This window comes from Acinetobacter sp. XS-4 (assembly GCF_023920705.1).
In the GTDB taxonomy this organism is placed as follows: Bacteria; Pseudomonadota; Gammaproteobacteria; order Pseudomonadales; family Moraxellaceae; genus Acinetobacter.
This window is the reverse complement of record NZ_CP094657.1, coordinates 3,947,630-3,959,248: the sequence shown is the minus strand read 5'-3', so window position 1 is coordinate 3,959,248 and position 11,619 is coordinate 3,947,630. Positions and strand designations below refer to the sequence as shown.

Sequence of the window (11,619 nt, the reverse complement as noted above, 5' to 3'; positions counted from 1 at the left end):
ATGGGCTTTTATTTAAGCTTATTTATAAAGCACTTTTTAAAGCTTTTTGATGATGTTTAACAGATCGAGCATATTTTTTAGCTTTGTGCCGTGTCCAGAAGCTTCGCTCATATCCAGTTGGGCCAACATTATAATAAGCCGTAGCCTTAAACCAACTATCTGCTGATTGATAGTAATGATTTAAAATATATGCGCCACATTGAATATTTGTAGATTCATCATACAAATTACCAGCACAAGTTTGTTGCCAATAGCTGGGAATAATTTGAGTTAAACCTACTGCACCCGTAGGCGAGAGAGCATTAGTATTGTAACTTGATTCTTGTCTTATGATCGCGGCAAGTAAAAGAGGCGGCACATTATATTGGTCAGCACTTTGAATAATAATTGGAGATAACCGATTCGCTGTGCTTTGCGGAACAGAATAAGCTTTTTGTAGGCCAGACGAGAGCTTATTTGAACGCCATGAAAATGAACCACTATTCGGGCCTAAGCTGGTACACCCCGTCATTATTGTCATTAAAGCAATTACGAAAAATTTGAGACTCAAAATTTGTATTTGAGCAGGTTTAAAATAATTGTTAGATAGAGATGAGGTAAGCAAAATACAAAACCGATAATCAAATTTCAAATGAAATCATGGTATTCAGCTGTAACTAATCGATCAATATAAGTTCTGTTGCTCAGCACAAGCAAATAGTGAGAATTTTGTATAATTAAAATGAAAGAACCCCGACATCCTGTCGAGGTTCCTTCGTATTCAGCTTATGTAGCTAACTCCTGTCAACTACCGCTTCCTGCGTTCTTATTCTTCTTCAATGAGACATCCTGTCTCTCTATGTTTCATATAATATGAAAAAATACTGAAGATGAATATCCGCAAATCGCCGCAAGTTTTGTACGCTTTAACTTACAGACGGACTTCTTCAACTTTCTTAAATACAATGTCGACAAGTTTCTAGGCTATAGGAGCAGAAATCGATACACTTGGAAAAGCCAACAGCCATGCAATAATCCAAGCCGATACCCACAATGAAAGAAAATGATGATTTAGTCCCACTACTTTAAAAGTTCAAATACCTGAAATGATAAAAGACATCATTTCAGACAAAACTAAGAGGAATGAAAATTTCTGTTCTTTCATTGGCTTATATTCCTTTATAAGTATTTAAGGTCAATGCAAAATTTTCTCCAAATTGTTGAGCAGTTTTAATATCTCCTTCATCAAACCTATCGGCATTACTGCCATGTTCAGCCTGAGCCATTAAGCCTGACCATGAACCGAGACGATTCGCTGCTTGAGTATAAGGAATACCTTGGTGCTGTTCAGGCATAATCGGGTTGCCGACCCATAACATGCCGTGTTGCATACAAAAGGTAAAAAGTGAAATGAGCGTCGATTGTTTATCACCTGCAGGGAGGGAAGATACGGTAAAACCAGCCGCCAGTTTTCCTTTAAATTTCTGTTTTTTCCATAATGGACCTGTTGCATCCATGAGTTGTTTTAACTTGGAAGATACACCACCTAAATAAGTAGGGGATCCCCAAATTAAGCCATCATATTGAATTAGTGTTTCTGGGTTTTCGACAAGATGTTCAGCATTTAGCAAATCTACTTTAATATCTTTACGGCTCAAGATGCCAGTTTGAATTTGCTGAGCAATAAATTGGGTGTGGCCTTGGCGACTATAGTAAATAATGGCAACGGTTTTCATGAGTAGTTTCCTCTTTATTTAAAGTTGAAATAGTTTTGCAGTGAGATATAAGCCACAACCAAAAACACTATGGTTCATCAAACTTTTTAGGCAGTTCAAAAAAGGGTGAGGTGTTTTTGATGAAGCAAAGCCACTACCCATCGCAGGTTGCATAATAAAAAAAGGAATAAGAACGGTGACTACACCAAACAGAAGTGCTGGATAAAACTGAGGATGGCTAAGCCAAGTTGAGCCGACAATGAAGAGAAAGCTCAATGCAAAGATCAGCCCAACACTATAATGAGCAACCCAACCTAATAAATATTCATCTTTAATTTGAGGGCTTTGAGCTATAGATTGATGGATGATTTTTCCGTGGAATATCCAACCGACCCAGCGGCCGAGAAAGGCGAAATTTAAGGTCGGAATTTTAAAGATATTCAATATTAACAGCCAGATATCCATAATAATTGTTGCACCAATACCGAGACATAAAGCCTGAAAGAACAATGTGGAGAGATTCATTTTGAAACCTTGCTTTTATACGTCTGAAACGTGATAAATTTATTGTGCAAGTTCAAGTTCACTTGAAGTCAAGAGGCTGTTATGGATATTGGTGAAGTCGCTAAAAGAGCAAAAGTCACAACGGCTACGCTACGCTTTTATGAAGAGAAAGGATTAATTAAATCGATAGGGCGGCAAGGTTTACGTCGGCAATATGGTAAGCAGGTGCTTGATCAACTAGCACTCATTGCTTTAGGTCGTGCCGCAGGTTTTTCTTTAAATGAAATCGTAACAATGTTTGGACAAGATGGTAAGCCTGAGCTTGATCGGCAAAAACTAAAAGATAAAGCTGAACAGCTAGAGCACATGGCAAAGCGATTGCATTTTATCAGCCAAGGATTAGAACATGCTGCGGTATGTCCTGCTGAAAATCATATGGAATGTCCAACATTCCAGAACTTTTTAAAAGCAGCAATTGCAGGAGAATATCAACCAACGAAACTTTAATCAGTTTTTTAGCAAGAAGTTTAATTTTCTACTGAGCAGTTGGGCTTGTCATATTTTCGCCATAAAGATTTCATCTTTTTGAAGTAAAAACTTCATATAAGCTTGATTAAATTTGCTTAATTTTTTTACCAAACGTATAAAACTATGAGCAAAAAAACATTAGTGGCATTATTGTGCTGTGCCAGTTTAGGGTTGACGGCATGTAACGATGATAACGACCAAGAACAAACTTCACCTACTGAAAACCTGACTGAACCAACCTTAATTTCTTTTGCCAAGTTACCTGTAGAAACCTATGCAGCTGGTCCAGACTCTGGGGCATATGTGAAAGGTGCAAATGGAATTTATCCTCCATTTAAAGGCCAACCTGTACAAGGCTTTTCTGCTGCATTAAAAAATGAAGATGGCAGTTATATGGCAATGGCTGATAACGGTTTCGGAACTCAAGATAATTCAGCAGACTTTCTACTTCGTATTTATAAATTAAAGCCTGATTTCAAAACTCAAGCTAAAGGCACGGGTCAAGTAACTGTGCAAAGCTTTATCCAGCTACGTGATCCGAACAAATTAATTTCATTTAATATCGTGAACGGTAATACGCCTGAGCGTTTATTAACGGGTGCTGATTTTGACCCAGAGTCAATGCAACGTACTAGTGATGGCACTTATTGGATTGGCGATGAATTTGGGCCTTATTTACTTCATTTTTCAGCAGATGGCGTGTTATTAGATGCACCGATTGCTCTACCAAATCCGTTAAACCCGACTCAAGAATTACGTTCACCACAAAATCAGTTTAATAAAGCACAAATTAATTTTGTAGAGCCTTTGGTTCAGCAAAGTGGTGGTTTTGAAGGAATGGCAATTTCACCAGATGGGCAGTATCTTTACCCGCTTATAGAAAAGCCAATTAAATCAATTCGAGAAACAGAAAGACAATTGCTGATTTCTCAATTTGACCTGAAGAAAAAAGCGTATACAGGGAAATATTATTGGTTCCAGTTAGACAGCAAGGCAACCAATATTGGTGACTTCCAACTCTTTAATGATAAAGAAGGGATCATTATTGAACGTGATGCGACCCAGAATAATTTAGGCGGCTATAAAAAATTAATTCGTATTAAATTAAATGAGTCAGGCCAACTAGTAAGCCGTGAAGATTTAGTCGATTTAATTAAGATTGCTAATCCGAATATGTTGTATGGCACAGCTAGAGCAGGGGATATTGGTACGGGACAGGTTTTTGCTTTCCCATTTGAAACCATTGAAGATGTGATTATTGAGAATGGTACAACGCTTACCGTTTTCAATGATAATAACTTCCCTGGATCTACAGGACGTAATGCAAAATTGGCTGATAATAATGAGATTATTCAGATTCGTTTGCCAAAAGCTTTATTCTAAGTTTTATAAATAAAAATTAAAGCTGCGGCGGATTTTGTTCCGCCGTATTTATGCCAAGAATAAAATATTGAGCAAAGTTTAATCAAATTAATTTCTATATTGTTGTTTTCGCATGTTTTATAAACAGGGAAAATGAATGAAATTCATGTTAAAATGATCAGCTTTCATCTTTAGATGTCTCTCCTCCATCTGCTAGCCGAGATTCGCAAGCCATGTCTACTGCCTACACCATGCAGACTGCGCCAAAAGCGCTGTTTGATTACGACAAATATTGGGCGTCGTGTTTTGAACCCGCACCATTTTTGCCGATGTCACGAGAAGAAATGGACCAACTCGGCTGGGATGCATGTGACTTTATTTTAGTCTGTGGCGATGCTTATATTGACCATCCATCATTTGTATCGGGTGTAATTGGACGTGTGCTTGAAGCACAAGGTTTCCGTGTCGGAATTATTGCGCAGCCAGACTGGACCAATGTTGAAAGCTTCCGCGTTTTAGGTAAGCCAACAATTGCTTGGGGTGTAACCGCAGGTAATATGGATTCGATGATTAACCGTTATACGGCAGATCGTAAAATCCGTTCTGATGATGCTTATTCTCCAAACAATGAGCCGAACAAACGTCCTGACCGTGCTGCAACGGTATATTGCCAACGTTGTCGTGAAGCATTTCCAGACGTACCCGTGTTATTAGGTGGTATTGAAGGTAGTTTACGTCGTATTGCCCACTATGATTATTGGTCAGATAAAGTCCGTCGTTCGATTTTGATGGACTCAAAAGCCGATTTGCTCATGTATGGTAATGGTGAGCGTGCCATTATTGATGTGATGCACCGATTAGCTAAAGGTGAAAAAATCCACGAAATTACAGATGTTCGTGGTACAGCATTTATTATTAATAAACATAACAAAGCATCAAAAGCAAAGTTTGTTGAAGTTGCAAGTAATGATGTAGATAGCATTGGACGTGTTGATCCAATCATTAACCCATATGTCATGACTGAAGATATTGATGGCTGTGAGGTTGAAAAAGAAAAGGGTAACTCTTTAGCTCAGTATCAAGATTTCCAAAAAGAGTTTGTTGCAAATCCGATTGTGCGTGAAGGCGACAAATTAGATGACGACACTCAAATTGTTCAATTAAAGCCGGCACCGTCAAAAGCAATTAAACACAAGTTGCCACCACGAGAGTTAGCGGTAATTCGTTTACCTTCTTTTGAAGAAGTGGCAAATGATCAAGTGCTTTACGCGCATGCAAACCGTATTTTGCATCTTGAGACTAATCCGGGTAATGCACGTGCACTCGTTCAACGTCATGGTGAGCGTGATGTCTGGATCAATCCTCCACCAATTCCTCTAACCACTGAGGAAATGGACTATGTATTTGATCTTCCATATGTACGGTTACCGCATCCTACATATGGCGATGCGCGTTTCCCTGCATTTGATATGATCAAATTCTCGGTCAATATTATGCGTGGTTGCTTTGGCGGTTGTACTTTTTGTTCGATTACAGAACATGAAGGTCGTATTATTCAAAACCGTTCTGAAGAATCAATTTTACGTGAGATTGAGAAAATTCGTGACACGGCACCAAACTTCACTGGAATTATCTCAGACTTAGGCGGTCCAACAGCAAACATGTACCGTTTGCACTGTAAAGACCCTGAAATTGAGAAGAACTGTCGTAAACCTTCTTGTGTATATCCGGGCGTTTGTCAGAACTTGCATACCGATCATGCACCTTTAGTGCAGCTTTATCGTAAAGCACGTGCGATTAAAGGTGTGAAGAAGATTCTGATCGGTTCGGGTTTGCGTTATGACCTTGCGGTATTGAACCCTGAATATGTGAAAGAGTTGGTACAACATCACGTTGGTGGTTATTTAAAAATTGCGCCAGAACATACTGAAAATGGTCCTTTATCTAAGATGATGAAGCCGGGTATTGGTACGTATGATCGTTTCAAGCAAATGTTTGACCGTTTCAGTAAAGAAGCAGGAAAAGAGCAATACCTAATTCCTTACTTTATTGCAGCACATCCGGGTACTTCAGATTATGACATGATGCACCTTGCAATTTGGCTTAAGAAAAATGGTTTCCGTGCCGATCAGGTACAGACGTTCTATCCATCGCCAATGGCAACCGCAACGACCATGTATTATTCGGGCAAAAACCCGCTTGCTAAAGTAGCTCGCTATACTGAAAAGGTTGATATTGTAAAAGGTGACAAGCGTCGTCGTTTGCATAAAGCATTCTTACGTTACCATGATCCAAACAACTGGCCATTACTTCGTGAGGCTTTAAAAGAAATGGGCCGTGCCGATTTAATTGGTAATTCAAAGCAGCACTTGATCCCGACCTATCAGCCACAAGGTACTGCTGATGGTGAATATAAGTCCGCACGTAAGAAGAACTCTTCTGTCGCGGGTGATTCAGCAAAACGTGGTCAAGGGCAATCTCGTTCAGTAGCAGGACAAAAACGTCCACAAAAAGGACAGGTTCTAACCCAACATACAGGCTTGCCTCCTCGTGAAACAGGTGAGAAAAGACCATTTGGTGGAAAAAGTAAACCTAAAAGCAAAGTTCGTGGATAGTGATAAAACAGGCTCTTAAACAGAGCCTGTTTTGTTTTTAAAGTGTCTGTTTAAATCATATAGTGAGATTTTTGCAGATTAAAAGTACAAAAAACGTAACGAATAATGATAAATAGCAAAAATCTGACGAGCTGCACTTGATTGTTGTAGAGTCTATGATTATAAATAATGTGAGGGTGGCTAAATTTAAGCCAAGCTTGATAACTACAAGTGAAATTACTAAGTGAACCTTTTAAAAAACGGCTGTGTCGTTATCAATTAAAACAAAGTGTGATCTAGCAAAATCATTATAAAAAACCTAAAGGATTGGACCCATGTACTATTTAATCACGATCTTATTATTATTTCTGGCTGTTGTGATGGCAGTGAAAAGTCTTTCACGAAGGCATCAACATGATAGTGCCTTGAAACGCCGTGCAGTCTTAACCAGTCATGAGCAAATGACATTAACCAGACTACAAACAGTTTTACCTAAATTTACTGTGTTGGCACATGTATCGTTTGATGCACTATTAACTACAAAATATGCGCATACACGTCGAAAATATCAAAATATGGCGGCTGATTTTGTTGTACTTGATCAAAATTATCAGGTTGTTGTAGTGGTTGTTCTTGGAGAAAGTGGTTTACGCCGAGCTCATCAACAATATGAACGTCGTCTATTACAACTGGCTGGCTATCGTGTACTGCATTACAGTGAAGTGCCTGATTATCACGATCTAAGAAGGGACTTATTGACTCCAGAAACAGAGATGGCAACTTTACATGCAACGCCGCAATTAGAAAGAATGTCAAATGCTTTTGTGAAGTCTTAAAAATTAGAGACTATAGCAATTGATCGGAGAACTCATTAAAGAAGACCTAAATAACATGCTGACATTAAAAATTTTAAACCCACAAAAAAATTGAGCAATATAATTAGAAATATTGCTCAATTTAATGCCGTTTTATATTTATAAAAATTATGGAAGTACTGCAACAACCGTCATTTCTACAAGCACATCTGGCGCATAAAGTTTAGATTCGACACAAGTACGTGCTGGTGGATGTCCTTCACTAATCCATGCATCCCAAACTGCGTTCATTGCTGCATAATCTTTGTCGATATCTTTTAGAAAAATCATAACAGAAAGAATATGGGTTTTATCAGTTCCAGCTTCTGCCAATAGACGGTCAATATTATCTAAAGTTTGTTGAGTCTGTGCTGTAACATCTACGCTCGTATCATCTGCGAGTTGTCCAGCTAAGTGTACTAAATTACCTGAAATCGCAACTTCGCAGTAGCGTGAAGTCACGTGTAAACGCTTTACCGTCATAAAAATGCTCTAGAGTGGCTTTATTTAATAGTATTGATTTTATGAAGAGTTGCTATGAGGGTGCAAGCAAGTAGAACGGAATTTCAGTAGATTATTGTGATGAAGGGATGTCAAAGCCATGTATCAGATGGGCCCTGTAATATTCGGATTTGGTCGTCACGCCAATCACAGGACGATATGCCGAAAGTAAAGGTTGCTTTTGGCATGTTGCAAATACATGGGTAATGAATATGCGCTGATTAGGTTACTCTAAACTTGGAGTAAAAGGGAATAGCTTTTGTTTAAAAGTTGCTCTTTTGGGTAAAAATTAGACAATCACCAAAGGTTAAGTTGGAAGTCATCCGCTTGAGTCTGTAATTGATAAACTCCTATACCAATTAAACGAAACTGGAAATGTTCGGGAATCTGCATTTCATTTAATAATAAAAATAAAACTTGGATTAAGTCTTGTAACGACTGGATGGGTCTTTTAAAGCTTTTACTATGTTGTAATGTTTGAAAATTCTTGAGTTTAAGTTTGATATTCACACCACGCGCATTGAGCTGTTTTTTCTCTAAGCTTTGCCATACTTTTTCGGCTAATCCCTGCCAATAAGGCTGACATTGAACCAAGGTAAAGTCACTATCGAAAGTTGTCTCTTTCGAAATTTGTTGGCGAGCTCTTTCAGCTTGAACAGGTCTATGATCAACTCCCTGCGCATATAGGTAGAGTTGTTGTCCATATTTACCAAAGTGGTGAACTAAAACAGCCTCTTCAATTTTCTGTAAATCGCCCAAAGTATGTAATTGAAGCTGCTGTAATTTTTCCTGAGTGACTTTGCCGACGCCAGGAATTTTTTTAAGTGGAAGGTCTTGAATGAAATTGGCAACCTGCGAAGGTTTGATTACACATAAACCATTAGGCTTGTTCCAGTCCGAAGCAATTTTTGCTAAAAATTTATTAGGGGCTACACCTGCGGATGCAGTCAGTCCAGTTAACCGAAAAATATCTTCCCGAATGTGCATGGCAACTTCGGTTGCACTCGCAATCTGTTTTAGGTTTTCAGTGACATCTAAATAAGCTTCATCTAAAGATAAAGGTTCAATAAGCAGAGTATATTGCTGAAAAATAGAGTGAATTTGAGCGGAGACTGTACGATATTTTTCAAAATTTGGCTCAATAATAACCACTTGAGGGCATAATTTTCTTGCCTGAGTCATCGACATGGCTGAGCGTAAACCAAATTCGCGGGCAGGATAAGATGCAGCAGCAATCACAGCTCGCGGATGATGCGAAGAAATAACCACAGGGAGATGCTTTAGATCAGGACGCTCTCGCAATTCGACTGATGCATAAAAGGCATCCATATCGATATGAATGATTTTGCGCATATTATTGTGCTTTCACGATGCCTTGCAGCTGTAAGAATTGGTGCCATTCTTTGACTGAACCCTCATAAACATTTAAGTCTACGGGCTTTGTCATCCCTTCAATTTTACCCTGATTACTATGCTGCCAGAAGAGCCATTTTCTCTTGTCTTTAAGTTCAGGTTTACCTTCATAATCACGAACCCAAAGTGGTGTATTGGGAAAACTACCGATTAACACAATGTGGTAAAAAGTTTTAGAAATATAAAAGATAGGCTGTTTGCCATAATGCTGTTTTAAGCGATCATGCATGATGCCTATTTCTTTAAGTAATTGTTCTTTGGTATGTGCATTAATACAATTGCCGTCATATTCCAGATCAATAACGGGTGGAAGGGCATCTGATTTTTTAGGCACAGTCGCAATAAAGTTATCTGCTTGCGTTTTACCATCACGACATAAACGGTAAAAATGATAAGCCCCTACATGAAGCCCATGTTCGCGGGCTTTGAGCCAGTTTTCTTGAAATTTTGAATCTTTGTAATTGCCACCTTCAGTCGCTTTTAAATAAACGAATTGAAACTTTTCTGGTGATATTTTTTTCCAGTCGATATCACCTTGATGGTGAGAAACATCGAATCCTTGAACTGGATAATCTTGCGCAACGGCTTTTTGTTGATAGAACAGACCAAAATAAGCTAGGAATCCCATAACACATGTTAAGCCAATTCCGATTAAGGTATTGTACCGTGCTGTGGAAAAGGTTTTAGCCAGTTTGGTCATGCAAAACTCATTAAAAATATGAAGCCGACATCATAGCGTGATTCAGGAGTCAGAAACCACGCTAAAAATGCAACGGCTTATACGGGGGTATTTTTTGGAATTTGCCAGAAAATAAGAGCCGCAATTACATTGATACAGCCGAGACAAATTAAAGTGACATGGAATGCTGTAGTCACATGAGCTGCACCATAATAGCTGGTGAATACATTAATGAGTGTACCTGCCAGTGCCACGCCAATACTCATTGATAGCATCATGATCATCGATAAAAAGCTATTGCCGCTACTCGCATCTTGTTGAGGTAGATCTTTTAAGGTCAATGTGTTCATGCCAACAAATTGTAATGAGTTTAATGTGCCGAATAAGAAAAAGTGCAAGGCTCTAAACCAAGTTGGAGTGTCGACTGTCATGATGGCGAAAGAGGCAATACATAGCCCGACCAGTGTTGTGTTGATGAGTAAAAAACGTCGATAGCCAATTTTTTGAATAATAGGTCTGACAATTGGTTTTGAAAATAACGATCCTAAGACTAATGGGATCATCATTAAACCTGCTATGAAAGGTTCAAAGCCAAAAGCCACCTGTAGCATGAGTGGTAAAACAAAAGGTAAGGCATTACCACCAAAGCGGGCAAAGAAATTACCTAAAATACCAATCGCATAAATTTTGTTTCTAAAAAGACGGCTGCGGAACAACGCATTTTGATGAGTATGAGAATGATAGGCATACCAAAGTGTTGCGATTATGCCGACCACTAATAACGAAATGCTGAACCATTTTGAATATTCAGGTGAGGCTAAATGTTCAATACCCAAAGACCAGCCAATCATGGCCACCACTAACAAGATGAAACCACCTAAATCAAATGTTTTGACTGAAGGCTCTTTTAAATTAGGCATGACTTTTAATGTCATTAATATGCCTAAGATACCCATGGGAATATTAATCAGGAAAATCCAGTGCCAGGTTGCAACTTCAACTAACCAGCCACCTAAAGTTGGACCAGCCAACGGCCCGAGTAAACCTGCAAGACTCATTAAGCTCATTGCAGCTAAAAACTGAGTTCGGGGAATAATTCTTAAAAGTGATAGTCGGCCAACAGGAAGTAGTAAAGCTCCGCCTACGCCTTGGATGACTCGGAAAAATAAGAGCTCATTGAGACTCTGAGAAAGACCACAACCTAAAGAGGCTAAAGTAAAAATAACGATTGCCGATAAGAAAATATTTCTAACACCAAAGCGGTCTGCTAACCATCCACTTAAAGGAATGCAAGCCGCTACTGATAAGACATAGGCCACTACTACGCTGTGCATGCGCAAAGGATTTTCATTTAGATGGTGAGCCATTGCAGGAATAGCAGTATTTACAATCGTTGTATCCAAAGCCTGCATAAAAAAGCCAATGGAAACCAAAAGAACGAGTAAGCGATATTCAGGTTGCAAGGCTTGGTGAGTCGGCGTGGCATTCAT

At 38.9% G+C, this 11,619-nt stretch carries 11 protein-coding genes and 2 pseudogenes; 5 read left to right on the top strand and 8 right to left on the bottom strand.

The features are described 5' to 3' along the window. Window positions 1-22 precede the first annotated feature (22 nt). From MMY79_RS18395 to MMY79_RS18380, 4 genes and pseudogenes are all read right to left on the bottom strand, one after another. The gene (locus MMY79_RS18395; RefSeq protein WP_252610805.1) at window positions 23-631 is read right to left on the bottom strand and encodes a transglycosylase SLT domain-containing protein; all 609 of its coding nucleotides are present in this window, start codon (window positions 629-631) and stop codon (window positions 23-25) included. A 327-nt stretch (window positions 632-958) separates the two neighbouring features. Beyond that, a pseudogene (locus MMY79_RS18390) lies at window positions 959-1,144 on the bottom strand (DUF2798 domain-containing protein). A 4-nt stretch (window positions 1,145-1,148) separates the two neighbouring features. Next, complete coding sequence (locus MMY79_RS18385) at window positions 1,149-1,715, bottom strand: flavodoxin family protein (protein ID WP_252610803.1); 567 nt, start codon at window positions 1,713-1,715, stop codon at window positions 1,149-1,151. 18 nt (window positions 1,716-1,733) lie between these two features. Continuing rightward, window positions 1,734-2,219, bottom strand: a complete 486-nt coding sequence (locus MMY79_RS18380; protein WP_252610801.1) for a DUF2938 domain-containing protein — start codon at window positions 2,217-2,219, stop codon at window positions 1,734-1,736. Between the two features lie 81 nt (window positions 2,220-2,300). On the opposite strand from MMY79_RS18380, the gene MMY79_RS18375 reads away from it, so the two are divergent. The 4 genes from MMY79_RS18375 (at window position 2,301) to MMY79_RS18360 (ending at window position 7,518) form a co-directional block, all read left to right on the top strand. Further along, entirely contained in the window at window positions 2,301-2,705 is a 405-nt protein-coding gene (locus MMY79_RS18375) for a helix-turn-helix domain-containing protein (RefSeq protein WP_252610798.1), read from the top strand. A 144-nt stretch (window positions 2,706-2,849) separates the two neighbouring features. Continuing rightward, complete coding sequence (locus tag MMY79_RS18370; RefSeq protein ID WP_252610796.1) at window positions 2,850-4,109, top strand: esterase-like activity of phytase family protein; 1,260 nt, start codon at window positions 2,850-2,852, stop codon at window positions 4,107-4,109. Window positions 4,110-4,321: 212 nt separating this feature from the next. Continuing rightward, window positions 4,322-6,703: a YgiQ family radical SAM protein gene (locus tag MMY79_RS18365; RefSeq protein WP_252610794.1), complete on the top strand. Its 2,382-nt coding sequence runs from the start codon at window positions 4,322-4,324 to the stop codon at window positions 6,701-6,703. A gap of 314 nt (window positions 6,704-7,017) precedes the next feature. Next, on the top strand, window positions 7,018-7,518 hold the full coding sequence (locus MMY79_RS18360) for a DUF2726 domain-containing protein (protein WP_252610792.1): 501 nt from the start codon (window positions 7,018-7,020) through the stop codon (window positions 7,516-7,518). 147 nt (window positions 7,519-7,665) lie between these two features. Here MMY79_RS18360 and MMY79_RS18355 read toward each other — a convergent pair whose 3' ends face one another. Then, window positions 7,666-8,019: a RidA family protein gene (locus tag MMY79_RS18355; RefSeq protein ID WP_004795237.1), complete on the bottom strand. Its 354-nt coding sequence runs from the start codon at window positions 8,017-8,019 to the stop codon at window positions 7,666-7,668. 224 nt (window positions 8,020-8,243) lie between these two features. On the opposite strand from MMY79_RS18355, the pseudogene MMY79_RS18350 reads away from it, so the two are divergent. After that, window positions 8,244-8,330: pseudogene (locus tag MMY79_RS18350) on the top strand (hypothetical protein). 4 nt (window positions 8,331-8,334) lie between these two features. Here MMY79_RS18350 and dinB read toward each other — a convergent pair. The 3 genes from dinB to mdtD form a co-directional block, all read right to left on the bottom strand. Then, entirely contained in the window at window positions 8,335-9,390 is a 1,056-nt protein-coding gene (gene dinB / locus MMY79_RS18345) for a DNA polymerase IV (RefSeq protein ID WP_252610791.1), read from the bottom strand. Between the two features lies 1 nt (window position 9,391). Continuing rightward, window positions 9,392-10,150, bottom strand: a complete 759-nt coding sequence (locus MMY79_RS18340; protein ID WP_252610789.1) for a glycoside hydrolase family 25 protein — start codon at window positions 10,148-10,150, stop codon at window positions 9,392-9,394. Between the two features lie 77 nt (window positions 10,151-10,227). Continuing rightward, window positions 10,228-11,619, bottom strand: a complete 1,392-nt coding sequence (gene mdtD, locus MMY79_RS18335; RefSeq protein ID WP_252610787.1) for a multidrug transporter subunit MdtD — start codon at window positions 11,617-11,619, stop codon at window positions 10,228-10,230.

Bases quoted from the DNA above. Each gene is read 5' to 3' on its own strand.
- MMY79_RS18355 (WP_004795237.1), bottom strand. From the start codon at position 8,019: ATGACGGTAAAGCGTTTACACGTGACTTCACGCTACTGCGAAGTTGCG.
- MMY79_RS18360 (WP_252610792.1), top strand. From the start codon at position 7,018: ATGTACTATTTAATCACGATCTTATTATTATTTCTGGCTGTTGTGATG.
- dinB (WP_252610791.1), bottom strand. From the start codon at position 9,390: ATGCGCAAAATCATTCATATCGATATGGATGCCTTTTATGCATCAGTC.
- MMY79_RS18380 (WP_252610801.1), bottom strand. From the start codon at position 2,219: ATGAATCTCTCCACATTGTTCTTTCAGGCTTTATGTCTCGGTATTGGT.
- mdtD (WP_252610787.1), bottom strand. From the start codon at position 11,619: ATGAATGCCACGCCGACTCACCAAGCCTTGCAACCTGAATATCGCTTA.
- MMY79_RS18375 (WP_252610798.1), top strand. From the start codon at position 2,301: ATGGATATTGGTGAAGTCGCTAAAAGAGCAAAAGTCACAACGGCTACG.
- MMY79_RS18370 (WP_252610796.1), top strand. From the start codon at position 2,850: ATGAGCAAAAAAACATTAGTGGCATTATTGTGCTGTGCCAGTTTAGGG.
- MMY79_RS18340 (WP_252610789.1), bottom strand. From the start codon at position 10,150: ATGACCAAACTGGCTAAAACCTTTTCCACAGCACGGTACAATACCTTA.
- MMY79_RS18365 (WP_252610794.1), top strand. From the start codon at position 4,322: ATGTCTACTGCCTACACCATGCAGACTGCGCCAAAAGCGCTGTTTGAT.
- MMY79_RS18385 (WP_252610803.1), bottom strand. From the start codon at position 1,715: ATGAAAACCGTTGCCATTATTTACTATAGTCGCCAAGGCCACACCCAA.